The 24,624-nt window shown below is 41.6% G+C and carries 19 protein-coding genes; 13 read left to right on the top strand and 6 right to left on the bottom strand.

What is annotated here, in order from left to right:
* Positions 1-9: 9 nt before the first annotated feature.
* Positions 10-639 carry an arylesterase gene (locus tag FTU17_RS01720; RefSeq protein WP_078193022.1) on the top strand — a complete coding sequence of 210 codons (630 nt, stop codon included), beginning with the start codon at positions 10-12 and terminating at the stop codon, positions 637-639.
* Between the two features lie 82 nt (positions 640-721).
* On the opposite strand, the gene FTU17_RS01715 is transcribed toward FTU17_RS01720, so the two are convergent.
* On the bottom strand, positions 722-1,336 hold the full coding sequence (locus FTU17_RS01715; RefSeq protein WP_078189941.1) for a carbonic anhydrase: 615 nt from the start codon (positions 1,334-1,336) through the stop codon (positions 722-724).
* Between the two features lie 334 nt (positions 1,337-1,670).
* Between FTU17_RS01715 and FTU17_RS01710 the strand changes: the two genes are divergently transcribed.
* Both FTU17_RS01710 and FTU17_RS01705 read left to right on the top strand, forming a co-directional pair.
* The gene (locus FTU17_RS01710) at positions 1,671-2,711 is read left to right on the top strand and encodes an alpha/beta fold hydrolase (protein WP_373683680.1); all 1,041 of its coding nucleotides are present in this window, start codon (positions 1,671-1,673) and stop codon (positions 2,709-2,711) included.
* A 46-nt stretch (positions 2,712-2,757) separates the two neighbouring features.
* Positions 2,758-3,765 (top strand): hypothetical protein, encoded by a 1,008-nt coding sequence (locus FTU17_RS01705; protein WP_180134571.1) that lies wholly within the window; start codon positions 2,758-2,760, stop codon positions 3,763-3,765.
* 37 nt (positions 3,766-3,802) lie between these two features.
* Here the strand turns inward: FTU17_RS01705 and FTU17_RS01700 are convergent, their stop codons facing one another.
* Both FTU17_RS01700 and nfuA read right to left on the bottom strand, forming a co-directional pair.
* On the bottom strand, positions 3,803-5,995 hold the full coding sequence (locus tag FTU17_RS01700) for a TonB-dependent siderophore receptor (RefSeq protein WP_180134570.1): 2,193 nt from the start codon (positions 5,993-5,995) through the stop codon (positions 3,803-3,805).
* Positions 5,996-6,225: 230 nt separating this feature from the next.
* Positions 6,226-6,864, bottom strand: coding sequence for a Fe-S biogenesis protein NfuA (gene nfuA, locus FTU17_RS01695; RefSeq protein ID WP_078189947.1), 639 nt, complete (start codon positions 6,862-6,864; stop codon positions 6,226-6,228).
* 158 nt (positions 6,865-7,022) lie between these two features.
* On the opposite strand from nfuA, the gene FTU17_RS01690 reads away from it, so the two are divergent.
* From FTU17_RS01690 to FTU17_RS01680, 3 genes are all read left to right on the top strand, one after another.
* Positions 7,023-7,640 (top strand): rhomboid family intramembrane serine protease, encoded by a 618-nt coding sequence (locus tag FTU17_RS01690; RefSeq protein ID WP_111884441.1) that lies wholly within the window; start codon positions 7,023-7,025, stop codon positions 7,638-7,640.
* 248 nt (positions 7,641-7,888) lie between these two features.
* A complete protein-coding gene (locus FTU17_RS01685) occupies positions 7,889-8,068 on the top strand; it encodes a hypothetical protein (protein ID WP_180005268.1) in 180 nt (59 codons plus the stop codon).
* Between the two features lie 219 nt (positions 8,069-8,287).
* Complete coding sequence (locus FTU17_RS01680) at positions 8,288-9,838, top strand: hypothetical protein (protein WP_180134569.1); 1,551 nt, start codon at positions 8,288-8,290, stop codon at positions 9,836-9,838.
* 165 nt (positions 9,839-10,003) lie between these two features.
* On the opposite strand, the gene FTU17_RS01675 is transcribed toward FTU17_RS01680, so the two are convergent.
* The gene (locus FTU17_RS01675) at positions 10,004-11,623 is read right to left on the bottom strand and encodes an inorganic phosphate transporter (protein ID WP_111884444.1); all 1,620 of its coding nucleotides are present in this window, start codon (positions 11,621-11,623) and stop codon (positions 10,004-10,006) included.
* Positions 11,624-12,102: 479 nt separating this feature from the next.
* Between FTU17_RS01675 and metH the strand changes: the two genes are divergently transcribed.
* The 6 genes from metH to FTU17_RS01645 all read left to right on the top strand — a co-directional run bounded on the left by metH (position 12,103) and on the right by FTU17_RS01645 (position 21,595).
* Positions 12,103-15,792: a methionine synthase gene (gene metH, locus FTU17_RS01670; RefSeq protein ID WP_180134568.1), complete on the top strand. Its 3,690-nt coding sequence runs from the start codon at positions 12,103-12,105 to the stop codon at positions 15,790-15,792.
* Between the two features lie 91 nt (positions 15,793-15,883).
* Positions 15,884-16,228 (top strand): lysozyme inhibitor LprI family protein, encoded by a 345-nt coding sequence (locus FTU17_RS17710; protein ID WP_180005277.1) that lies wholly within the window; start codon positions 15,884-15,886, stop codon positions 16,226-16,228.
* Between the two features lie 71 nt (positions 16,229-16,299).
* Positions 16,300-16,755: a hypothetical protein gene (locus FTU17_RS01660; RefSeq protein WP_180007440.1), complete on the top strand. Its 456-nt coding sequence runs from the start codon at positions 16,300-16,302 to the stop codon at positions 16,753-16,755.
* Positions 16,756-17,176: 421 nt separating this feature from the next.
* Positions 17,177-18,907, top strand: a complete 1,731-nt coding sequence (dhaK, locus tag FTU17_RS01655; protein WP_180134567.1) for a dihydroxyacetone kinase subunit DhaK — start codon at positions 17,177-17,179, stop codon at positions 18,905-18,907.
* 222 nt (positions 18,908-19,129) lie between these two features.
* Positions 19,130-19,807, top strand: coding sequence for a DUF421 domain-containing protein (locus FTU17_RS01650; protein WP_180041198.1), 678 nt, complete (start codon positions 19,130-19,132; stop codon positions 19,805-19,807).
* Positions 19,808-20,407: 600 nt separating this feature from the next.
* Positions 20,408-21,595, top strand: coding sequence for an ammonium transporter (locus FTU17_RS01645; protein ID WP_180134566.1), 1,188 nt, complete (start codon positions 20,408-20,410; stop codon positions 21,593-21,595).
* A 75-nt stretch (positions 21,596-21,670) separates the two neighbouring features.
* Here the strand turns inward: FTU17_RS01645 and FTU17_RS01640 are convergent, their stop codons facing one another.
* A complete protein-coding gene (locus FTU17_RS01640) occupies positions 21,671-22,369 on the bottom strand; it encodes an HAD family hydrolase (RefSeq protein WP_180134565.1) in 699 nt (232 codons plus the stop codon).
* 172 nt (positions 22,370-22,541) lie between these two features.
* Here FTU17_RS01640 and FTU17_RS01635 point away from each other — a divergent pair, with 172 nt between their 5' ends.
* The gene (locus tag FTU17_RS01635) at positions 22,542-23,249 is read left to right on the top strand and encodes a phosphatase PAP2 family protein (protein WP_180134564.1); all 708 of its coding nucleotides are present in this window, start codon (positions 22,542-22,544) and stop codon (positions 23,247-23,249) included.
* Positions 23,250-23,279: 30 nt separating this feature from the next.
* Here FTU17_RS01635 and FTU17_RS01630 read toward each other — a convergent pair whose 3' ends face one another.
* Entirely contained in the window at positions 23,280-24,605 is a 1,326-nt protein-coding gene (locus FTU17_RS01630; protein ID WP_180134563.1) for an ATP-binding protein, read from the bottom strand.
* Between the last annotated feature and the right edge of the window lie 19 nt (positions 24,606-24,624).

The following is a 24,624-nucleotide window of genomic DNA, read 5'->3' as shown; positions in this document are numbered from 1 at the left end:
CTTCCCTATATGCAAAATCGCATTCAAAATAATCGTCTATTGAGTTACTTGCTGGCTATTGCACTGATGTTCTGCCCGATGCTGCTCTCTGCCAAAACCATCATGATTTTGGGCGATAGCTTAAGTGCAGGTTATGGTGTTTCAGTGCAGCAAGGTTGGGTCCACTTATTACAAAAACGTCTAGACCAACAGTATCCGAAACAACATAAAGTGGTCAATGCAAGTGTCAGCGGTGAAACCACCAGTGGTGCTTTGGCACGACTGCCTAAACTGTTGCAAACTCATCGTCCAGACCTTGTGGTGATTGAGTTAGGTGGTAATGATGGTTTACGCGGACAGCCCCCTGCACAAATTCAAAAAAATTTAGCGCAGCTGATTCAAAAAAGCCAACAGGCCAAATCGAAAGTCATTTTATTTGGAATGAAAATTCCACCGAATTATGGCAAGGCATATAGCCAAGCTTTTGAAAATAACTATCAAGTGTTGAGCCAACAGTACAAAGTCAAATTATTGCCTTTCTTTATGCAAGGGGTTGCGGGACATAAAAACTTAATGCAACAAGATCAGATCCACCCGAATGCCAAAGCGCAAACAATTTTGCTGAACAATGCTTATCCATTGATCAAAGCAAGTTTATAAATTTAGTTGGTGAAAATCGGTTCATAAAAAAGGCGCTTCATTTGAGCGCCTTTTTTAATATCTTGTCTTTACTGTAATTTGCTTAGAAATCGTAGAAGCTTACTTCACCTGTTTCGAGTGAATACTCAGCGCCCACCACTTTTAATTTGCCTTGCGCAATTAAGTTTTCGAGGACTGCTGAACCATGACGAAGTTGATTCACTGATGCAAAAACGTTTGAACGTACTGCATGCATTGAAAGTTTTTCAAGGTCATCTTTCAATTCAGTTTGCATGAGTATTTCTACAGATGGACGAACGCGGTTCACAATCGACATCAAGTTTGCTGATGGTGGTGTCGCAGGATTAGTTAAAGCTTCAATCGTAGAATGAATCGCGCCACAGTGTGTATGACCCAATACAATGACCACAGGACATCCAAAGCTTTCTGCTGCAAATTCCACGCTACCGACTTGAGACGGTGCCACAATATTACCTGCAACACGAATCACGAATAAATCGCCTAAGCCTTGGTCAAATACCATTTCAGCAGGAACACGTGAGTCTGAACACCCTAAAATAATCGCAAAAGGTTCTTGGCTTTCGGCCATTTCAGCACGTTGTTGATGCGTCAAAAGCTTCGGGTGATTCGTTTCACCGTTTACAAAACGTTGATTCCCTTTCTTTAAACGATCTAAAGCTTCTGCTGCTGCTAGCATGTTCTAATTACCCTTATCCGAAGTTGCAATATTTTAATCCCAGTCGAATCGATTGTCACTTGCAAAAACAATTGCTATGAATTTTTTATAAGACGATGCTACTTGATAGAAAATGCTAGTCTACATTCATCAAAAAAAAATATTTTTTCTGTAATGGTTCACATTATTAAAACGCAAGTTTAACCACGTCAAAAAAGCAATGGATGACAAAGGTCATTTTTAATTTACAATATATTTCATAAATATACGCTTTTGCTATTTCAGCCCATTCTGATAATAGTCATATAAATGATCTAAAAAATATATCGATTCGATTTAACTGGGGTAAACGTCAATGAAAGGACATCATTCACGCGTTTTTGGCTTTTTCAAGCTAGCAACAATTTGCTGTATGACGTTTACTGCCAACCACACTTTGGCTGCAAATCCGTCTCCCATCAGCAAAAACTTTGCCGTACCCTCTATCGTGCAAAATTATTTGAGCCAAGAACGTAAAGCGGCTGGTTTAGTCACACACAGTGTTCAAGTCGGGAATGTGAATTGGAGTTATAGCGAAGGCGGTCAACGCTCTAAACCTACCATCTTGCTGATTCATGGTTTAGGCGGCACACGTGATAATTGGAATCGTGTTGCGCATTATTTAACACCGAACTATCACGTGATCATCCCTGACCTTCCGGCCAATGGCGATACCCATGTCCCTGTCGATTTTGATGTCTCTGTGCCGAATGTCACGGAACAACTACGCCAGTTTGTCCTTAAAATAGATATTGAAGATAAACTGAATGTTGCAGGTCACTCATTGGGTGGTTCCATTGCCACGGTATATGCCTCTCAATATCCTTTTGATACCCAAAGTTTATTTTTACTCAACAGCGCGGGCATTTATAAACAGGCCAATACCAGTTACACCCGCGACCCGTATAAACTTAAAAATTTAATCGTTTCAAAACCGGGTGATTTAGATGATGTCATGCATAAACTCATGCAAAATCCGCCCAATGTTCCGACACAGCTTAAAGAAGCGCAGGAGAATATCTTAATTGCGCGTGCGCCCTTCACCAGTAAAATGATCGATCAAGTCGTCACGCTCAATCGAATCTACACCCCTGAAACTTTTGCTCGTTTAACACGAACGGTGGAAGCCCCAACCCTGATCCTTTGGGGCAAACAAGATAAAATCTTTAATGTGGAAGTGGCTGGCGAACTCAAGTCTTTACTGAAACGTGCAGAAACCCCAGTGATTTTAAATAACGTCGGTCATATGCCAATCTTAGAAGCTGAACAACAAGTTGCAGACCATTACTTGCCTTTTCTTGCGAAAAGTCAAAAGTTTAAAAACCCTTTGGTAGATAAACTGATTCAGTTAAACTGAGCATTCGCCATTTTTAGATACCCATCACTGGGACTTCAGGGAAAGTATGCAGAAAAACCCGATGATTGAGCAGTTGATTGACGCTCAACTGAACTTTTTAGATCAGAGCTTTTCACACAATGATACCGTAGCCACTGAATTCACCCATTTTTATCAATGGTTTCGTAAACAATCTTTGCAGCAGATTTGGAGTTTTGATCAAATCAATACCTTGTTGCAAAAACAAATTTTAAATACCCCTGCAAGTCAATTTCTGATTGAGCAAATTGCTGAACATATCAAATTTGCACTGATTCATCCTGCAAATGACAGCACCACGATTGCCGAAATCATCCCAGTATTGACCATCGATAAAATTGCGCAGTATGTGGCAAGTAAACAAGGACATCGTCAGCGTTTAATTCATACCATGGTCAACAATCCTGCATTTTCAGCCATGATCAGTCAGTTGATTCAACATGCGATACAAGATTATTTAGACAACTCAGTGATTGCAAAATCGGTACCCGGTGTTTCACGATTTATGAAAATGGGGAAATCGGTACTGGAAAATGTCACAGATACCAATTTAGATAATGCTGTCAGCAAATACTTGCAAAAGAATATTTTAAAGCTCAGTCAAATGAGTGAAACCGTGTTAAATCAGCACTTTGATGATCATAAGCTGTACCACTTTCAAGCCAATTTGTGGCATAAAATTAAAGCGCTGCCAGTTTCAGTATTAAAGAACTATGTTGAAGTTCAGGACTTGCCGCAAACAGTTGCCATGGGTCATGAAATTTGGGACTTTATGCGACAGTCTGAGTATATGAAACAGCAAGTGCATGATGGCGTATACGCTTGGTACGTGCGCAATGCAGAACGCCCTTTTGATTTATTGCTACGTGATTTAAATATTGATGAAGCACTGATTCAGCATGAACTTCAAAACTTACTCAATCCTATCGTTCAACAAATGATTGAGTCGGGTTATTTGCGTGAGCGTTCACGTCTCTATTTAGAACAATTCTACTACTCAAGTGAAGCACTGAAAATTTTAAATATCCCAACATAAAAAAAGCCGCGTTAAGCGGCTTTTCTTTTGGAAATACTTAGAACTGGTATTTCAAACTTGCATAATAAGCTCGACCCGGCTCGTTATATGTTTGGTTGACCGTTTTATCACGCAGTTTTTTCTCATCAAATAGGTTATTCACACCGATACGAGCACTTAAAGCCGCATTAAATTTATAACCAAAGTTAATGCCTGCAATGCCATAACTTTTCACACTATCCATCGCCAAGCCATTTTTGCTTTCAAGACTGGTTTCTGCATATTGACGTGGTTTTTGACGACCATATTGGGTATAGACAAAGTTACTGTCTAATCGATCCGTGATGTTGTAGTTCAAAATAGAGTTTATGGTGTAATTTGGAATCACTGAAAGTGGATTGCCAGTACGTTTATCTTCAGAGTTGATCATATAGGTAACGTTATTGGTCCACGTGATATCACCCCAGTCCAAAGAAATACTTCCTTCAACACCTTCCACCAAGGCTTCTGGCGTATTCATCCAACGCAGTACATTATATGTTGTTTCATTTACTTCCAGTTCTTCTAGACGTGTATCCCCAGCAACGATCTTATTTTTATAATCATTACGAAACCATGCAAAGCTTGCATTCACGATGTCTTTTTCAAACTGTACACCTAATTCTTTATTCACTGAAGTTTCAGGTTTGAGATCGCCATTACCTTGTAATAGACATTGGCTCAGCCCAATCGGACAGCCATTACCGCGAGTGCTTAACAGATAACCTTCCGCATTTTGGTACATATTAGGTGCTTTATACGCCTTAGCCACACCACCTTTTAATGTCCAATAGTCGCCAAGCTTTTGCGTAATATTGAGACTTGGACTCCAGCTATCACCCGATTTACTATGATTATCATAGCGTAGTGCCAAAACGACATCGGTGCTCTCGCCCAAATTCATATTGTTTTCAATATAGGCCGACGCAATCCGTGAATCCATGTGTGAACGGTCACCTGAAGTCAGCACATCACCAAAACCGCCTGCGCCAGCTTGTGTATTAACCGTATCGGTAAAGTCATCTTCAACCCATTCAGCGCCTAAAGTTAATACCTGTGGAACATACCATTGGAACGGCAGATTGGTTTCTGCATTAAGACGAACGGTTTCTAGATGTGACGTTTGTTTATTTTCAAGATTATTAATCTGACCCTCTGTACTACCGCCTGTACCTTCAGGTAAGCGCTTATTTTTGGTTTTGTCATATTGCGCTATGAGTTTACTGTCACCCCAACCCCAAGTACCTTCATGAGTTAATGCAAAACTATCACGATAAATGGTATTGGTTTCTTCACCGATTAAAGCGGATAAAATTGGTGCTTTGTTGGGATCGGCTGGATCAAATACACTGTTTTGACTGTCTCCTGCAAAACGGTTACCTTGGCGACCAACACTTGCGTCAAACATCAAGACTTGTTGATCGTTCAACTGCCAAGCCAAGCGCCCTGCGATATCTTTATTTTCAACGCCTTCTCGACCCGCCATACGCGCGCCATTGTCCATTAATGCATTAATATCCGCAGCATCTGAATCGGTTTTGTTATAACTACCGTATAAACGATATGAAAGGACATCTTTAAGAATTGGCCCGCTTAAGTTAAAGCTCTCACGGTGACTTGCGCCCTCTTTAGCGTCTTCGGGCTGATTAGTAAAAACCTCGGCAGAACCATGCACTTCGTTGGTCACTTTCTTGGTTTTAATATTGACCGCACCACCCATCGCACCTGAACCATAACGCGCTGCTGCTGGACCACGCAGCACTTCAATCGACTCAATAGCATCTGCAGGTACCCAGTTCGAATCACCACGTGTATCACGCTCACCACGCCAGCCATAACGTACTGAGTTTCTGGAATTTACAGGCTTGCCATCAATTAAGATCAACGTGTTTTCAGGCCCCATTCCACGGATATCAATCTGACGGTTATTCCCTCGCTGGCCTGTGGCACTATTACCAGTCAAATTTACACCCGGCATACGGCGCACATATTCTGAAATATCATTCACAACAGGCATTTTTTCTAAATCTTCTGCCGTAATTTTTGAGGCACCTAATGATTGTTTAACCTGTTCTGCTGCGGTAACAACAATAGTTTCCATTTTAACTGCAGATTCATCGACTGCTTCTGCTGCTTCATTCGCATGGCTGAGGCTTACCATTGCGCTTAGAACTGAAAGTGTAAGTGTTGAACGGAGGAGATGCTTGGTCATTTGGTTGTTCCCAAAGTGGCTAAGTTATGGAGAAATCTAGAATAATGTGTTGCACATTGTAACAACAACAAACAATATTACAATTAATTTTAATAATCATTCTCATTTATATTTGTGATATCGCTTATCATTTTGATGTAAAAACCCTAGAAATATCTAAAAATCTTCGTTTTTTTGATTTAGACAATAAAAAAGCCGCAAGGTTGCGGCTTTTTATAAAAATACTGAACTTATTTGAAATAAGCACCTTCAGTATTACTGTGATCCGTTTGGTCAACAACACGCATTAACTCAGGTACATGCTGCTTCAATGTTGTTTCAACACCTTGTTTCAAGGTTAAATCGATTGAAGAACAACCTTGACAACCACCACCGAATTTAAGCACTGCAGTTAAACCATGTTCTGCATCTTCAACCACTTCTACCAATGCACAGTTACCACCATGACCGGCAAGGCCAGGATTAATTTCTGACTGTAGAACATAAGTGATACGCTCTTCTACAGAAGCATCAGGACCCACACGTGGCACTTTTGAGTTTGGTGCACGGAAAGTTAACTGACCACCAAAACGGTCTTTGTTATAGTCAATTACCGCATCCAAAAGATATGGAATAGACGGTGTGTCAATAAATGCAGGGAAATCTGGATAGTCTTGTTTATAGTCTGTAGGCACAACTTCTTCTGGTGCACTGTAAGCCATACAACATTCAGCACGTGGCGTACCCGGATTTTCCACAAAAACACGTACACCAATGCCCGGTGTATTTTGTTTATCCAAAAGATCTTTCAAATACTCTTGGGCATTTGGAGTGATCAATAGGTTTGGAATTTCTTCAGCAACTGCTGTGCTGTTGTTCTCAGTCGACATTACAATATTTCCTCAAGCTGAAGTCGCTATTTTAACTTAAGATGCGGGGCATTAGAAAAAAATCAACTAAAATTGTCGGAATTATTCTGAAAGTTCACGCTTTAAGCCGTTTTAATGGCATTATTGAGCATAAATTTTAACAAGTAGAATAGTCATATATGTTGGGTCTACCCTTTAACCACACCGTGACCATTATCCTGATTACGGTGGTGATTTCACTGATTGCATTTTCAAATCAGAAAGTGATGAATCGTTTGTTATTTTGGCCGCCAGCCCTCAGTCGTGGCGAGTATGACCGATTTATTAGCCATGGCTTTATTCATGCAGATGGTGCGCACCTATTATTCAACATGATTACCTTATTTTTCTTTGGTAGCGTGATTGAAAGTTTTTATCGCCAATATTTTTTCGACATGGGCTTTGTGCTGTTTTACTTGGGCGGTTTGATCGCTGCGATTATTCCGAGTTATTTAAAACATAAGCATGATACCCATTGGGCAAGTTTAGGGGCTTCTGGGGCGGTATCTGCGGTACTTTTTGCGTATATCTTGTTTGAACCGTGGAAACTGATTTTTGTATTCTTTATTCCTGTTCCTGCGATTATTTTTGCCGTGCTATATGTGGCTTATAGTATTTGGTCAGGTAAACGTGGCAACAGCAACATTAACCACAGCGCACACCTTTGGGGCGCAGCGTATGGTGTAATCATGACGATTATTCTTGAACCGAAGCTCATTCCACATTTCTTAAGTCAGTTATTAAACGTTCCTTTCTAAACGTTAAGTCTAAAAAATCAGCTGGATTTAACCTGAAAATGACAGCCTAAACCGTTTCAGTTTAGGCTTTTTTTATTGTGCTTCGTTAAACCGAAATGTCCTTTAATTTTTTTCTTTAGCCAATTTCCCACATCTACAACACCGCACTTTAAATATCGAACTATACAATTTCACAGCAGATTGAAACGCTATCTATCCTTGCCCTGATTTAAACTGAAATGACACAGAATAAAAAAAGGAAAATTCCAATGAAAATAGTCCTGATGTTCTCAAGTTTGCTGTTGACCTGCGTGTTGAGTGCTTGTGCCGTTCACACCCGTGAAGGCAGTATCGTGGTCGACCCAGATCGTAATCACTATCCTTATAATTACCCAGATCGCCATGGTGACTTTTGCCCGCCTGGACAGGCAAAAAAAGGCCGTTGTTGATTTGCCGTTATTGATTTAATGCCCTCTTCTTTTAAGCCTTCAAATCGAAGGCTTTTTCAATTCCGGCAATAAAATTTGAAGCTGTATATTCTACGAAAGTTCACAAAAGCACATGACAAATCATATAAATCTGGCACTTTATGCCACCCTATTTTTTAATTTGGCATAGATAATGTATACATCTGTATATTAATGACAAAATTAGCTGAGATATTTTGCATGTCGAGTTCAACTGAAGGTCTTCAATTTCCCATTTCGGCTTCCAACCAAAAGCCGAGTACATCTAAAACCGGTCGTGAAATTATCGCTGAAGCCTTAGCTGCAGTTGACCATCACTCGTCTGTACGTGCGAAACAAGAAAAAAACTGGCGTAAAAAATATCCTGAATATTTTAAAGCCTTGGTTGAACAAGGAATTCAATCATCTGAAGCCGCGATCAACATTGCTGAACAAGGTTTAAATAAAGCGCATCACGTCTTTGAATTTTATCGTGATCAAGAAAAGCATACGCTCAAAGATGCCGTGGCTTTAACTGCGCATCCGCTGCATACCGTGAAATTAAAAGGTGAAAGTGATGCAGCGCCTGAGTGGTATGTGCCCTATCATGGGCAAAAACTGCAAGGTGAGGCTTTACTGGCTCAGATTCAAAAATGGCAAGATGCTGGCATCATTGAAGCGAGTCATGCCGACGCATTACGCGAAGCCATTGCCCACCCAGAATGGTTCGATTTGTCAGATCGGACTATGGTGCTTTTCGGTGCTGCTTCCGAAGCTGGCCCACTGACATGGTTAGCAAAATGGAAAGCCAATATTGTGGCAATCGACCTCAATAATGAACGTGTTTGGGATCGAATCTTAAGCACGGTTCAGGCCGGTAATGCCACTTTATATGCACCGAGTCTCGACGCTGTGCATGAAGATACGCCCATTCAAGAACTAAAACACAAGTTGGGCGCCAATTTACTGACACACATTCCTGAAATTGCACAGTGGCTTGCACAAAGTGAACATCAACTTGATCTGGCTGCAATTGCCTATTTAGATGGCGAAAAGCATGTTCGTGTTGCAATGGCGATGGACAGCATCATGGCTTATGTCAGTCAACAAAAAGCCGACACCAGCTTGATGTTTATGTGTACTCCGACCGATGTCTATGCGGTTCCAGAAGAGATCGTTACGGCAGCGCAAGCCAAATTCCAAAACCGTGCGTCTGCACAAAAGCTATTGACGCAAAGCATTGCCAAAGTCACTGGTCAGCATTTCTTTAAGCAAAATAATGAGCAAACCACCACAGCAGACAATGGAAAATCCTATGGTATCGCTGACTGTTTGGTGGTGGAACAAGGTCCAAACTACGCACTCGCAAAACGTATCCAACAATGGCGCGCAACTGTCGCACGTCAAAATGGTCAGCGGGTTAGTATCAATATTGCGCCATCCACCACGACGCGCTCAGTGACGAAGAACCCATTATTAAAAGCCGCATTTAATGGTGCGAGTTTATTTGATGTGGAATCCTTTCAACCTGAAACCACCAATGCACTCATGGCGGCTTTATGGATTCACGACTTGAGAAACCCTCAATCGGTTGCTAACCCTGAAACGGCGCTAGACCACCCATTAGAACTCATGATGCATGGTGCCAACCATGGTGGCTTATGGCGTGTGGCTTATTTGGCGCGTACTGCCTTACCTTTTGCAGCGCTGTATGGTTTTGCTGAAGAGAAATTGCCCGTGAAAAAAGTATTGGGACTGTTTAAAAAAGCGTAACTGCATTGGTTCAAATAAGTGTTGAACTTTGCAAAGCTTCAACTCGCTAGTTTGATTGTTCTAATTCAGCTCTCAGTCATCCCATTAAAATCGGTGATGTCTGAGATACAGCCATAAAAAAACGCTGCCGAAGCAGCGTTTTTTTATGTCTGGAATTTGAGTTGCTTAGAACACTTTCAAGAATAACCAGTACAAGCAGCCTGATAGACAGATCGTTGCAGGTAAAGTGAAGACCCAAGCTGATAGAATGGTTTTCACTGTTGCAAAGTTCAGACCCGATTTATTCGCGACCATGGTACCTGCAACCGCAGAGTTAAGTACGTGTGTAGTCGATACTGGCATACCAAAACCATCCGCAGCAGCAATCGTTGACATAGCAACAAGCTCGGCAGACATGCCCTGACCATAGGTCATGTGGTTTTTACCAATACGCTCACCTACAGTCACGACAATACGTTTCCAACCCACCATGGTTCCAAGACCCAGTGCCAATGCAACAGCGACTTTCACCCATGTTGGAATGTACTGTAAGAACGAATCTAAGTGACTACGATATTCCTTCACTGTCTTTTGTTCAGCTTCTGCCATTGCTGGTAGTTGTTCAGCTTTATCTAGACGTTTAAAAGCAGTGGTACTGAGGTACATGTCATTACGAATCGAAGATACTTCTTGTTCGGGAATATCTTTTAAGTCGCCATACTGTGCAACACGCTCACCTAAATGATCGGTCAAACTTGCTAAAGCTGGCACAACTTCTGGGCTGACTTCTTTGGTTTGAATGTATTTGGTGAGTACATCACGCGCTTGTGCATCAGGAATATCCTTATGCTCTGCGTAGATCGCAGTCGCAGTTTGAGCAGATAACTGATGGAAAGATTGAATATGTTGATTATCTAAGTTCTTATTCAATGAATAAGCCAATGGCACACATCCGATCAAAATCAGCATGATCAGACCCATACCTTTTTGACCATCATTTGAACCGTGCGCAAAACTTACACCTGTACAGGTAAAGATCAAAATTGCACGAATCAATGGTGGTGGTGGCTTATTGCCTTCTGGTGGTTGAAACAGTTCAAGCTGTTTGCGGAAAATACGCTTCACCAACAAGAAAACTAGGGCTGCAAATGCAAAACCAATCAGTGGCGAGAACAATAAAGCCTTACCGACTTTAAGCACCTGCTCCATATCTACACCGCTCGCACCACCGCCTGCATTTAACAGGTAGTTCATGATGCCAACGCCAAGAATAGAACCAATCAAAGTATGCGAACTAGACGCCGGGATGCCTAAAAACCAAGTCCCTAAATTCCACAAAATCGCTGCGATCAGCATTGCGAAAACCATGGCAAAGCCAGCACCTGAACCGACATTCATAATCAATTCAACAGGTAATAAGGCAATAATGCCGTAAGCGACTGCACCACTGGCAACCATTACACCCAGAAAGTTACAGAAACCTGCCCACATTACCGCAACTGGTGCTGACAAGGCGTTGGTATAAATCACTGTTGCCACTGCGTTTGCAGTGTCATGGAAACCATTTACAAATTCAAAGCCAAGTGCGATGAATAAGGCTGTGCCCAATAAAATCATTGAATAAAGACTTAAAGGCGGAACATGCGCTAAATCGGCAGTCACCTGAAAACCAATATATATCAACGTTGAAATAATCAGCGTTAAAAATACCGGCATAAAGAATTTCGGTGTAGGCACATGAACATTCGTGGACTTTTGAGGAGTCGACGTGTGCGCTGAATCTACGGGAGTTTGTTTAGAATTCATGCAGGCAGGAATAGAGGATTTTAAAATCCCCATATTGTTCAATTTAATTATGACAATTATATGACAAAGCGGTGTCATATAAAGCAATTTTTCATGCTTTATTTGTTTTTTTTAAGTGTTAAAAACCGACTTCCCTACTCTACTTTCATAAAGTAAATCAGTTATTTAATCTGCGTATTTAAACTTTATTTTCTTTGAAACCCAATATTTCAACTTATATTTCATCTGTCATGTTTTTTTGTCATTTTGCATAGCCCTAATGGATGTTTTTTAATCTTGCCTGAGCAATATGACAAATTCATGAAGCTTTCCATACATTTATATGAAATTGGAATATGAAATTATCAAGTTGCAATATTGCTCATTAATTCAACAAGCTAATAATTGCGCGCTGTGAAGATGATTGAATATCAATAAAACTGCAATGAATTCTGTTAATATATTTGCCGATTTTATATTCCATCGGATTGGGGTTATTTATGTCCACGCTTGCCACCCTAAAAGAGCTGCTCGCTCAACGGATTCTGATTATCGACGGTGCAATGGGCACCATGATTCAGCGTCATAAACTCGAAGAAGCTGACTACCGTGGTGAGCGTTTTGCAGATTGGGCATCTGACCTCAAAGGCAATAATGACCTATTGGTGTTGACGCAGCCTCAAATCATTCAAGGCATTCATGAAGCCTATCTCGATGCTGGCGCAGACATCATTGAAACCAACAGCTTTAACGGCACTAAAGTTTCAATGTCTGACTACCACATGGAAGATTTGGTATCAGAGATCAACCGTGAAGCAGCGCGTATTGCCAAAGCCGCTTGTGAAAAATATTCAACGCCTGAAAAACCGCGTTTTGTGGCAGGTGTGCTTGGGCCGACTTCACGTACTTGCTCGATCTCGCCAAATGTAAATGACCCAGCATTTCGTAACATTACTTTTGATGAGTTAAAAGAAAACTATATTCAAGCTGCGCATGCCCTGATTGAAGGCGGTGCGGATATTCTACTCATTGAAACTGTATTCGATACCTTAAACTGTAAAGCTGCCATTTTTGCAGTGAAAGAAGTCTTCAACCAAATTGGCTACGAATTGCCATTGATGATTTCAGGCACGATTACCGATGCCTCTGGCCGAACTTTAACTGGCCAAACTGCTGAAGCGTTCTGGAACTCTGTGCGTCATGGTGATTTATTGTCGATTGGCTTTAACTGTGCCCTAGGTGCAGATGCCATGCGTCCGCATGTAAAAACCATTGCTGACGTTGCCGATACTTTTGTTTCGGCGCATCCGAACGCTGGCTTACCAAATGCCTTCGGCGGTTATGATGAAACCCCTGAACAAACCGCTGCCTTTATTAAAGAATTTGCAGAAAGTGGCTTGATTAACATCACTGGCGGCTGCTGCGGTACAACGCCGGATCACATCCGTGCTATTGCCAATGCCGTAAAAGACATTGCGCCGCGCCAAGTGCCAGAAACCAAACCCGCTTGTCGTTTAAGCGGTTTAGAGCCGTTCAACATTACAGAAGATTCGCTGTTTGTAAACGTCGGTGAACGTACCAACGTGACAGGTTCTAAAAAATTCCTACGTTTAATCCGTGAAGAAAACTTTGCCGAAGCTTTAGAAGTTGCACAGCAGCAAGTTGAAGCCGGTGCTCAGATTATCGACATCAACATGGATGAAGGCATGCTGGATTCAGAAGGCGCAATGGTGCACTTCCTGAATCTTGTAGCATCTGAGCCTGAAATTTCACGTGTGCCGATCATGATTGACTCATCGAAATGGGACATCATTGAAGCGGGCTTAAAATGCGTACAGGGTAAAGCGGTTGTAAACTCGATCTCCCTCAAAGAAGGTTATGACGAGTTTGTACATAAAGCGCGTTTGTGCCGTCAGTATGGCGCTGCCGTGATTGTGATGGCCTTTGACGAAAATGGTCAGGCCGACACTGCTGCACGTAAAAAAGAAATCTGTAAGCGTTCTTATGATGTATTGGTCAATGAAGTGGGCTTCCCTGCTGAAGACATCATTTTTGACCCGAACGTATTTGCAGTCGCAACAGGTATCGAAGAACACAACAACTATGCTGTGGACTTCATTGAAGCGACTGGCTGGATTAAGCAAAACTTGCCGCATGCGATGATTTCAGGCGGTGTGTCTAACGTATCGTTCTCCTTCCGTGGTAATGAACCTGTACGTGAAGCGATTCACTCTGTGTTCTTGTACCATGCCATCAAGCAAGGCATGACCATGGGTATTGTCAACGCTGGTCAAATGGCGATTTATGATGATATTGATGCGGAATTGAAAGCTGCGGTTGAAGATGTGATCTTGAACCAAAACCAAGGTGAAAGCCATCAAGAAGCAACAGAAAAGCTGCTTGAAGTTGCTGAAAAATACCGTGGTCAAGGCGCTGCACAAAAACAAGTTGAAAACTTGGAATGGCGTGAACTTCCAGTTGAAAAACGTCTTGAACATGCTTTGGTGAAAGGCATCACAACGTTCATTGATGAAGATACCGAAGAAGCGCGTTTAAAATCAGCTCGTCCTCTAGACGTGATTGAAGGCCCGCTGATGGACGGCATGAACGTCGTGGGCGACTTGTTTGGTTCAGGCAAAATGTTCCTGCCGCAAGTGGTGAAATCTGCACGTGTCATGAAGCAAGCCGTAGCTTGGCTCAACCCATTCATTGAAGCGGAAAAAACAGCTGGCCAATCTAAGGGTAAAGTCCTGATGGCGACTGTTAAGGGCGATGTGCATGACATCGGTAAAAATATCGTGGGCGTGGTGTTGGGCTGTAACGGCTATGACATCATCGACCTTGGCGTGATGGTGCCTTGCGAGAAGATTCTGCAAACTGCCATTGATGAGAAAGTCGACATTATCGGTCTATCTGGCCTGATTACGCCGTCACTGGATGAAATGGTTTTTGTTGCGAAAGAAATGCAGCGCAAAGGCTTTAATGTTCCGCTGATGATTGGCGGTGCAACAACTTCTAAAGCGCACACTGCTGTGAAAATTGACCCGCAATATTCTAATGATGCTGTGATTTATGTTGCCGATGCTTCACGTGCTGTGGGTGTTGCGACGACACTTCTTTCTAAAGAAATGAAACCGAAGTTTGTCGCAGAAACCCGTGCTGAATATGAAAAAGTCCGTGAGCGTATTGCTAACAAACAGCCGAAAGCAGCGAAACTGACGTATGCTGAATCTGTTGAAAATGGCTTAAAAATTGACTTTGCTGCCAATGCGCCTGTGAAGCCAAACTTTATTGGTACGCAAACGCTGACCAATTATCCATTGGAAACATTAGTTGAGTACTTTGACTGGACACCGTTCTTCATTTCTTGGAGTTTGGCAGGTAAATTCCCTGCTATCTTAACGGATGAAGTTGTAGGTGAAGCAGCAACTGACTTGTATGAACAAGCACAGACCATGCTAAAAGACATCATCGACAACAAACGTTTTGATGCTCGTGCTGTGTTTGGTATTTACCCTGCTAACCGTTCTGCAGCGGATTCGGTTGAAGTGTATAGCGAAGATGGTCAATCGGTTACGCATACCTTCCATCACATTCGTCAACAGTCTGATAAAGTGACAGGTAAACCAAACTTGTCATTAGCGGACTTTATTGCGCCTAAAGGTGTCGCAGAAGACTACTTGGGCGGTTTCACTGTATCGATCTTTGGTGCAGAAGAAATGGCCAATGAGTACAAAGCTAAAGGCGATGACTACTCTGCAATTCTTGCGCAATCTTTAGGTGACCGTTTTGCGGAAGCGTTTGCGGAGCATTTGCATGAGCGCATCCGTAAAGAGTTCTGGGGTAACCAAGCGTCTGAAACCTTAAGCAATGAAGAATTGATTAAAGAGAAGTATATAGGCATCCGTCCTGCACCGGGCTACCCTGCTTGTCCTGAGCATTCTGAAAAAGCGCCATTGTTTGACTGGTTAGGTTCTACCGACAAGATTGGTACGCAATTGACTTCTAGTTTTGCAATGTGGCCGCCTTCATCTGTCAGCGGTTTCTACTATGCAAACCCTGAAAGCCAGTACTTTAACGTGGGTAAAATCGCAGGCGACCAGCTTGAAGATTATGCGCAGCGTAAAGGTTGGACACTGGATGAAGCGAAACGTTGGTTAGCGCCAAATTTGGATGATTCAGTTCAATAATTAGTTTGAAAAAATCCCCTCGTGTGAGGGGGTTTTTTATTTATAATCAAAAATCTTAAAAACACATAAACGAATTTTATAAAATGAAAAAATATTCTTACTTTTAGTTTTACCTTTTATTTCATCTTTTGCTTTTGCAGAATGTAAGATAAGTAATGTTTATGATGAAATTGCCTGTTATGAAAAAGAATTAAAATCTAATAAAACCAAGCTCAACCAAACTTATCAAAAGCTTTATAACACTATGGATGAGGAAGGTCAGAAAATTTTAGAAACCTCTCAAAAGAATTGGTTGTTATATAAAAATAGTCATTGTGATGAACTCGTATCTTATCTATCTAGCAGTGTACAAGGTGCAGGATCTAAGTTAATCAATCTATCATGCAATGCCGATCGTATTGACCAGAGAATCAAGCAATTAAATCAGTTAGAATAATAGCCCCCTACCTTTAGCCTTTAAAAATAAAATGAACTTTTTTTAATTTTGTGAATAGTTGGTGGCTCGAAATGATTATGGAAATAAGCTTTGGTATTGTGTGTTTAATAGGATCCGTTTTTGTATGGAAATACACACATTCACTAATCTGGATTATCATTTTTATGTCATGCTTTGCACACATGGGATCACTTATTATTGATCATTTTCGTACGCAAAAAATTAATGATGCCATGCAATCAAAACATAAAGTCAAAAAATGCGGCACATATACAGGTCATTCAACAATTCTGCGAGGAAGTCATCGCAACTCATGGCAACAAATTATTTTCCATTTCACAATGTTAGATGGTAAAAATCTTAGTTTCCCTGAATCAGATCAAATTTCTATGACTGGAAGCCATTTTGAATATTTGGAAAATCCACCACAATCAGTTTGTTTAACCTATGCAGAAAATTATTCAGATAGATTTGGTTATTATTTTTTGACTGATATCCATTTCAACAAAAACTTAATTAAAAAATAATCTATCCTAGTAAAATAATAGACATGTCTTAAAAAATGAGAATCTCACTAAATCAGATGTATTGGGATTCCTTTATAGGAAATTTCAAAAAACGCTAAAAGACCACTCATCAATCCGTCCTAGCACCTACCCATTCCTCCTCCCCCTTGCTAAGCAATGCGTCTCATCCCAGAGTGAGAGGGAGCTTTCATTGTGAATTAAAAACTTTATGAATTTATTAATGGATATTACCCCTATAATAACCTTTAAGCTTTGATTTAAAACAAAATGAAAGTAAGGGTTAGGGAGAGGTAAAGTTTCAAAAGCTCAATCTATACTTTCCAAACCATCCGTTTTTACATTATTTAATCAGCAAAAAACTTCAAATTCCTGAATAATTAAAACTTAGAACTCTCCCCTATAAATACAGATTGGTACATCCATGAAAAAACTCATGAACGGTGCAGAAAACATCGTAATTGAAATGTGCAAAGGCTTTGTTCTTGCCCATCCAGAACTCGCATTTAACGAGTCGCACAAAATCATTACACGCAAAGAAAAGCACAATAACGTGGCACTTATCAGTGGTGGTGGTAGCGGTCACGAACCTGCCCATGCAGGTTTTGTCGGTACAGGCATGTTAGACGCTGCCGTATGTGGGGACGTGTTTGCATCTCCATCGCAAATTCAGGTCTATAAAGCCTTACAACACGTCGCAACCGACAAAGGCGTGTTGATGATCATCAAAAACTATTCTGGCGATATGATGAATTTCCAGAATGGCGCAGCCCTTGCAACTGAAGACGGCATTAAAGTTGACTATGTAAAAGTGGCAGATGACATTGCGGTTAAAGACAGCCTATATACAGTCGGTCGTCGTGGTGTTGCAGGCACAGTATTTGTACATAAGATTGCAGGCGCAGCAGCATCAAAAGGCTTAGAACTTGCAGACGTAAAAGCGATTGCTCAAAAAGCTGCGGACAACGTCATTAGCCTTGGTTTTGCTTATAGCTCATGTACTGTTCCAGCCAAAGGCACGCCAACGTTTACTTTGGCTGATGACGAAATGGAATATGGCGTCGGCATTCACGGTGAACCCGGCATCCGTCGTGAAAAAATCTTGCCATCCAAAAAAATGGCACAGCGCATCGTGGATGACCTGTTCCTTGACCGCCCAGACATGAAAGAAGTTGCAGTCTTGGTCAATGGCTTTGGTAGCACACCGCTGCAAGAGTTGTATGTCTTTAACCATGATGTATGCGAACACCTTGCACGTAAAGGTATCAAAATTTACCGCACATTTGTCGGCAACTATATGACCAGTATCGACATGAATGGTGCATCTGTGTCCTTGCTTGCTGTCGATGATGAATTGAAAACTTACCTCGATGCAGCAGCCAACACCCCTGCATTTAAAATGGATGGTTCAGCAGCACAGCCTTTAACTTTTGCAACTAAAAATGCTGCTACCGAAGCTGTGGTGAACACCCAAGTTGAAACACAGCCTGAACATGCGGTGATTAGCAATGAACAATTCACCATCGAAAACATGCGCTATATAGTGGATGTGATGTCTGCCTGCATCATTAGAAATGAAGTGCCATTCTGTGAACTAGACGCGCATGCAGGTGACGGCGACTTCGGTATGAGCGTGGCGAAAGGCTTCAAGCAATTAAAACGTGAATGGCAAAGTCTAATTCAAGCGCAGCAGATGGATGAATTCATGCTGAACTGCTCAATGATCATTATGGAACACTGTGGCGGTGCGTCTGGCCCAATCTGGGGTTCAGCATTCCGTGCGGCAGCGAAATCAATTCAAGGCAAATCAGTTTTAACTGTCGCTGATTTCGCAGAGATGCTGCAAGCAGCAGTCAAAGGCATTCAAACTACAGGTGAACGTTCATTTGGACGTGGCGCAGTGGTGGGCGATAAAACCCTGATTGATGCTTTAGTACCATGTGCAGATTCATGGTCTGCCCATACCGATAAATCATTTAAAGAAAATTTTACATTAGGTGCAAAAGCGGCAGTTCAAGGCGCTGAAAATACCAAAGAGATCGTGGCGCGTATGGGACGTGCGGGAACTGTAGGCGACCGTAGTCTTGGCTATCCAGATGCAGGCGCACATGGTTTAGGCGTGATCTTTACGGATATTGCTGAACATATTAAATAACTGAACGTTTTAAAAAATTGCCAACCCACATCAAAAGCATCGATTCGTCGGTGCTTTTTTATGACTATTTTAAAGCACTTTTTTCATCAAATATCTCATGCATACAATACCGTTAGCATGAAATCCATTTTCAAATAATGCTTAAAAATTAACACAATTGAGCTGCTTTACCGCCCAGCGCTTTGCTAAGTTAAAACACATAACGATTAAAAAGGATGAGACATGGATTTAAATCAAATATTCATCCATGACACTAGATGGACTTTTGCTGCCGAAGTGATTTTGCGTAGCGTCACTATGTTCGTTTTAATCATCGTATTCTTACGCCTTACAGGGAAACGTGGCGTTCGTCAGTTGTCTATTTTTGAGGTCGCGATCTTACTCGCTTTAGGCTCAATTGCTGGCGATCCGATGTTTGATGAGGAACTCCCCCTCTTACAAGCGCTCATTGTGATGACGGTGGTGATTGGTTTATACCGAGTAATCACTTGGCTAATGATGAAATACCAACCCTTTGAAGATTTAATTGAGGGTAAGGCCTTATACATTGTTGAAGATGGTGAATTGGTCTTAGAGAAAATCAAACAAGGAAAAATGTCGCATGATGAATTTTTATCTGAAATGCGCCAGCAAAATGTTGAACATTTAGGGCAAGTCCGCGTCGGTCTATTAGAAAGTGATGGCAAATTTAGTATTTTGTTTTATCCACCTGAGCAGGTACGTTATGGACTGCCACTATTTCCGAAACCCTACAAAGCGGTTCGAGATATCAAAATGCATCAGCTGTATGCCTGTACGCACTGTGGCAAAACCATGTACATTCACGGTGCTCAGGATACCTGCCCGCGCTGCGGATGTTGTGACTGGGCTGAAGCGATTAATACACAGCGTTTAGCTTAAGCATTCAACGCTTAAACTTAAAACTCCTGTGCCGCTTCAATTAAACACGTCATCAAATACAGTTAGATCCAACGACCATCACCACAGATTCACCCCTTGAATGTTTTTCGCCATCTAAAAGTGCAGCAGCAGAGATTTCATTGGTTAATATCTGTGCATTAATTCAGTTCAGGCAAGACATACAGATTTCAAGTTTTAATGACCCCAAGATGCTCAGACAGACTACCAATAATGTATCATTCGTCAATTTTCAGTTTCATTCTCGCACTAACATCTATCATTCAGATAAAAATACAAAATAATGGGCTGCCCTGAATTAACTCAGAAATGGCGCTATTTGTTTTTCATTTTTTAAACAGATTCAAAAAACATAGTTTTTCACTTAATAATCATTCATTTAATTTTCTCATTGCAAAACACAATTGCACCACTTTGGTGCATTATTATTACACTCTTGCAAGCCTTTGCTTTATATCGAGTCTTCTACATTTTTTAGTTTTATTAATCAAAATTTCCCTCTCTCACTCCTCTTTTCGAAATTATTCCGCTCGATATACTGAACTTCTTTTCGTGAACTAGCGCACTAAACTGGAACACCTTATGCAAAATATAGATCTCCTCTTTCTCCTTCTTGGTGCAGTCTTGGTTCTTGCCATGCATGCTGGCTTTGCATTTTTAGAATTAGGTACAGTACGACATAAAAATCAGGTCAATGCGCTGAGTAAAATTTTGACTGACTTTTCTATTTCCGCAATTGCATACTTTTTTGTGGGTTATTACATCTCTTATGGTCAGCACTTTTTCCATATTGGGGACACTTTAGCAGCCGATCACGGCTACAACTTAATGCGTTGTTTCTTCCTGCTGACTTTTGCCGCAGCCATTCCAGCAATTATTTCGGGTGGTATTGCTGAACGTGCAAAAATGCGGACTCAAGCGATTGCCACATTATTATTGGTCGCTTTGGTCTATCCATTTTTTGAAGGCATGGCGTGGAATGGTAATTTTGGGCTACAAGCATGGTTAGAACGCACATTTGGCGCAGCCTTTCATGACTTTGCAGGTTCGGTCGTGGTACATGCCATGGGCGGTTGGATCGCTTTAGCTGCAGTACTTTTACTCGGTGCGCGTCATGGTCGTTACAAAAAAGATGGCCGTATCAGTGCGCATCCACCTTCAAGTATTCCTTTTTTGGCACTCGGTTCTTGGATTCTCATTGTCGGTTGGTTTGGCTTCAACGTAATGAGTGCTCAACGCCTTGATGCGATTTCAGGATTAGTCGCGATTAACTCTCTCATGGCGATGGTCGGTGGCACATTGGCGGCAAACTTCATGGGTAAAAATGACCCGGGCTTTCTTCACAACGGCCCATTAGCAGGTTTAGTCGCTATTTGTGCAGGTTCTGACGTGGTTCACCCTGTAGGCGCATTAATCATTGGAGCAATTGCTGGAGTTATTTTTGTAAAATTATTCACTTACACGCAGAACAAACTCAAAGTCGATGATGTACTCGGCGTTTGGCCACTACATGGTGTCTGTGGAGCTTTTGGTGGCCTAGCTGTAGGCTTATTTGGGCAAAAATGGTTAGGTGGCTTAGGTGGTATTTCAATGATCTCTCAATGTATCGGTACGCTACTCGCAATCGTGATTGCATTAGCAGGTGGTTTCATCGTTTATGGTCTACTCAAAGTAACGATGGGTATTCGCCTAGATCAAGAAGAAGAATTCCGTGGTGCAGACTTAAGTATTCACCGTATTTCGGCAAACTCTGAAGAAAACATGTTCTAAACAACACAATCTAAAGCGGCATTTATGCCGCTTTTTTTACCCTAAACTTCGCTTAAAGCTTGAGTTTAAATCACCTTATTTTAGAAAATCTAAGACCTGATCCAAATGCTGAATTTTATTCGGAATGCTGTGCTGTTGTTCAGCACTTAAAGTATGAAAGCCTTCAAGCAATACAGCAGACATCCCTGCTTGGCTCGCACCATAAATATCATTGACAGGATGATCACCAATAAATAAACACTCGGTTTCCGTCACGCCCAACTCACGACAACTGTACTGAAATATTTCAACTTTGGGCTTACTGATGCCTGCACTTTCCGAGCTGATGATCTGATCAAAATACGATGCAAAACCTAGTCCATTCAAAATATTCAGGCGTGTGGCATGTCCACCATTCGACACCACCGCCAGTTTATACTGCTGCTGTTTTAGTTGCTGCAGCAAGCTCAATGCTTCTGGCATCGCCACGGCAAACTGACCAAAGTGCTGAAACCAAAATTGTGTCAGCTCATCAAAATCGGGTTGATGTATCCAGCTCAGCTCCGTTTGTAGAGCATAAGCGACAGATGCCCCAATACTCGGATGTGTAAGGAGTTCTTTTTTCGGATATCCCCCATTATCTATACGATTAATAATACGTTTAATTTGTACAAGGTCTACCTCCGCCAGCGTCGACTGATAAGACTCGGCTAAATACTGCGTATAGGCCTGAACGCTGTGATCTCGATGAGTCAAAGTATTATCTAAATCAAAAAGGACTGCACGTATGCTCATAAATCTTTATTACTGAGTTTTCAAAAACTTTAACACAATGCCTGTTCTGCTTTATGCACCTTCTTCGCTATCGATATCGATACAGTTCACATAGCCGATTAAGTCTGATTTAAGCTTCGTGGTTTCAAATAGCAGCATTCAAACAAAATAATTTCAGCACATCACACGACTTATGCTCTCGAACCGTTCCTTTTTATTACGACAAGCGCTGCTGCTCACACTCAGTTTGGTTGGCCTCCTTTATGTTTTCCCCGTCGGTGGTTCGCTCGACCAAGCTTTTATTCAGCCTTGGGTCGACCTACATGGTGGTTTTCCTCATCGTAATGATTGGGCACTTGCTGTGCTGAACCATCGCTATATCAAGAATATCGTTATAGGCGTTTATGTTCTCTATATCGCAGCATGGATATGCAGTTTTAAATATCCGCATCTGAAAGCACGTAAGTTTGAATTCGGTTATTTTATCGTAGTGGCTCTACTCAGCACGGCAATCATTGGGTTGCTCAAATCACAATCTGCACATGCCTGCCCTTGGAATATGACAGTCGCTACAGCCCATGGCTTTTCTTGGGATTTTTCAGCACGCCAAGGACACTGTTTTCCCGGTGGTCATGCTGCAACTGGTTTTGCCCTAATCACTGGATATTTTGTTTATCGAATACATCGACCTGCCGGTGCTTACTTCTTTTTATCTGCTGGGCTGATTTTAGGCTTTGCTTTTGGCTGGGCGCAAATGATGCGGGGTGCGCATTTTCTGAGTCATAATCTATGGACAGCATGGTTTATTTGGGCCTTTAACACAGTCATTTATACATTTGGCTGTCGTTATCTACCCACAGAAAAAATCAAAACTGCCTATAAACACTTTGAATGGATATAGGCTTTATTCGCAAGGAGTAAATTAAAATAATTAGGAGTTTAAAGGTCTTAGCGGAATCTGAATCGTTACTTTCAACCCACCCAGCGTTTCACTTTTCGCGAAATCTAAACGTGCACCAATATGCGCAGCGGCCTTATCCACGATCGCCAAGCCTAAACCACTTCCAATTTCTTCATGATTATAAATTCGATAAAAGCGTTTTCGAATTTGCTCATATAAAGCTGGGTCGATGCCAGGCCCACTATCTTCAACCTGTATAACCGCCTGCCCCGCATGTTCAAAGACAGAGACATTTATCACGCCCTGTGCAGGGGTATATTTGATCGCATTATCAATCAAATTAAAAATGATTGAATGTACGGTTGGCTCAAGACTATATAAGGAAATGCTTTGTTGTTGCTCCATGCCAAGGTCAATATCTTTATGCATCGCCAAATGTACCAGTTGCTCCACGCAATTGGTTGCAACTTGCTTAAGATCAAAATGTTGTTTGCGCTCAAGTTCAAAGACCGAGGCATCTTGTTTTGCCAAACTCAATAATTGACTCACCAAATGCTGAATACGAATTAAACCTTTACTCAAATTTTGTAGAGCGTCATCTTGTGGAAATTTTTGTAGCAAAATCTGCATTTGCAAATTCAGTGCGGTAATCGGGGTCCGTAACTCATGCGCTGCGTCAGCAATAAACTGGCGCTGTTCCTGCTGCGACAACGAAATTCGTTCAAACAACTGGTTCATTTCAATAATGGTCGGCGCAATTTCCTCTGGATAAGGCATTTGAGAGATTGGAGAAAGTTCAAAGGCATCCCGTTTTGCCAGTTCTTTTTTAAATTTTTCCAGTGGATTTAAACTGCGTTGAATCAACCATCCCAAAGCGATTAATGCAAAAGGTATAAAAACCAAATAGGGAATAAACATGCTACTGGCCAATTCTGCTGCAAGATGCTGTCGAACCGATTCTTGCTGACTGACCTGAATTTGCCGATCTGCGAGTGGCAAAATATAGGTATGCCACTCATCCTGTTGGGTACTGTGGGTATAAAAACCGGCTTTGGGCTGAGGCGCGACCAATAATTTTAATTGATGGGTTTGATGCGCATTGGATTGATAGGTCCATACATCGACAAATAAATCTTCTTCATGATAATGCTTATGTTGATCAAATTCGCTGCGAATGGGCTGCGGATCATGCTCTGCAACACGTTCCGCCAAATTTTGCATTTGCGCATCTAAAATTTCATTAATTTCTTCAAGTGCAATTCGATAAGCTGAAAACACCAAAAGACAGCCCAAAAGCATACTGAAAACAGACACATAAATAATTAGTCTCTTTTTCAGAGAATAAGGCTGCTGCATGGTCGATAATTCCTTTGCC

Source organism: Acinetobacter sp. YH12070, assembly GCF_013419625.1.
Classification (GTDB): Bacteria; Pseudomonadota; Gammaproteobacteria; order Pseudomonadales; family Moraxellaceae; genus Acinetobacter; species Acinetobacter amyesii.
Note: the sequence above shows the minus strand (reverse complement) of the source record. Positions and strands in the feature narration are given on the sequence as shown.

What these genes read in the sequence shown, in the direction of transcription:
- FTU17_RS01630 (WP_180134563.1), bottom strand. Translation starts at nt 24,605, where the DNA reads ATGCAGCAGCCTTATTCTCTGAAAAAGAGACTAATTATTTATGTGTCT.
- FTU17_RS01635 (WP_180134564.1), top strand. Translation starts at nt 22,542, where the DNA reads ATGCTCTCGAACCGTTCCTTTTTATTACGACAAGCGCTGCTGCTCACA.
- FTU17_RS01675 (WP_111884444.1), bottom strand. Translation starts at nt 11,623, where the DNA reads ATGAATTCTAAACAAACTCCCGTAGATTCAGCGCACACGTCGACTCCT.
- nfuA (WP_078189947.1), bottom strand. Translation starts at nt 6,864, where the DNA reads ATGTCGACTGAGAACAACAGCACAGCAGTTGCTGAAGAAATTCCAAAC.
- metH (WP_180134568.1), top strand. Translation starts at nt 12,103, where the DNA reads ATGTCCACGCTTGCCACCCTAAAAGAGCTGCTCGCTCAACGGATTCTG.
- FTU17_RS01700 (WP_180134570.1), bottom strand. Translation starts at nt 5,995, where the DNA reads ATGACCAAGCATCTCCTCCGTTCAACACTTACACTTTCAGTTCTAAGC.
- FTU17_RS01660 (WP_180007440.1), top strand. Translation starts at nt 16,300, where the DNA reads ATGATTATGGAAATAAGCTTTGGTATTGTGTGTTTAATAGGATCCGTT.
- FTU17_RS01685 (WP_180005268.1), top strand. Translation starts at nt 7,889, where the DNA reads ATGAAAATAGTCCTGATGTTCTCAAGTTTGCTGTTGACCTGCGTGTTG.
- dhaK (WP_180134567.1), top strand. Translation starts at nt 17,177, where the DNA reads ATGAAAAAACTCATGAACGGTGCAGAAAACATCGTAATTGAAATGTGC.
- FTU17_RS01680 (WP_180134569.1), top strand. Translation starts at nt 8,288, where the DNA reads ATGTCGAGTTCAACTGAAGGTCTTCAATTTCCCATTTCGGCTTCCAAC.
- FTU17_RS01640 (WP_180134565.1), bottom strand. Translation starts at nt 22,369, where the DNA reads ATGAGCATACGTGCAGTCCTTTTTGATTTAGATAATACTTTGACTCAT.
- FTU17_RS01650 (WP_180041198.1), top strand. Translation starts at nt 19,130, where the DNA reads ATGGATTTAAATCAAATATTCATCCATGACACTAGATGGACTTTTGCT.
- FTU17_RS01690 (WP_111884441.1), top strand. Translation starts at nt 7,023, where the DNA reads ATGTTGGGTCTACCCTTTAACCACACCGTGACCATTATCCTGATTACG.
- FTU17_RS01705 (WP_180134571.1), top strand. Translation starts at nt 2,758, where the DNA reads ATGCAGAAAAACCCGATGATTGAGCAGTTGATTGACGCTCAACTGAAC.
- FTU17_RS01645 (WP_180134566.1), top strand. Translation starts at nt 20,408, where the DNA reads ATGCAAAATATAGATCTCCTCTTTCTCCTTCTTGGTGCAGTCTTGGTT.
- FTU17_RS01715 (WP_078189941.1), bottom strand. Translation starts at nt 1,336, where the DNA reads ATGCTAGCAGCAGCAGAAGCTTTAGATCGTTTAAAGAAAGGGAATCAA.
- FTU17_RS01720 (WP_078193022.1), top strand. Translation starts at nt 10, where the DNA reads ATGCAAAATCGCATTCAAAATAATCGTCTATTGAGTTACTTGCTGGCT.
- FTU17_RS01710 (WP_373683680.1), top strand. Translation starts at nt 1,671, where the DNA reads ATGAAAGGACATCATTCACGCGTTTTTGGCTTTTTCAAGCTAGCAACA.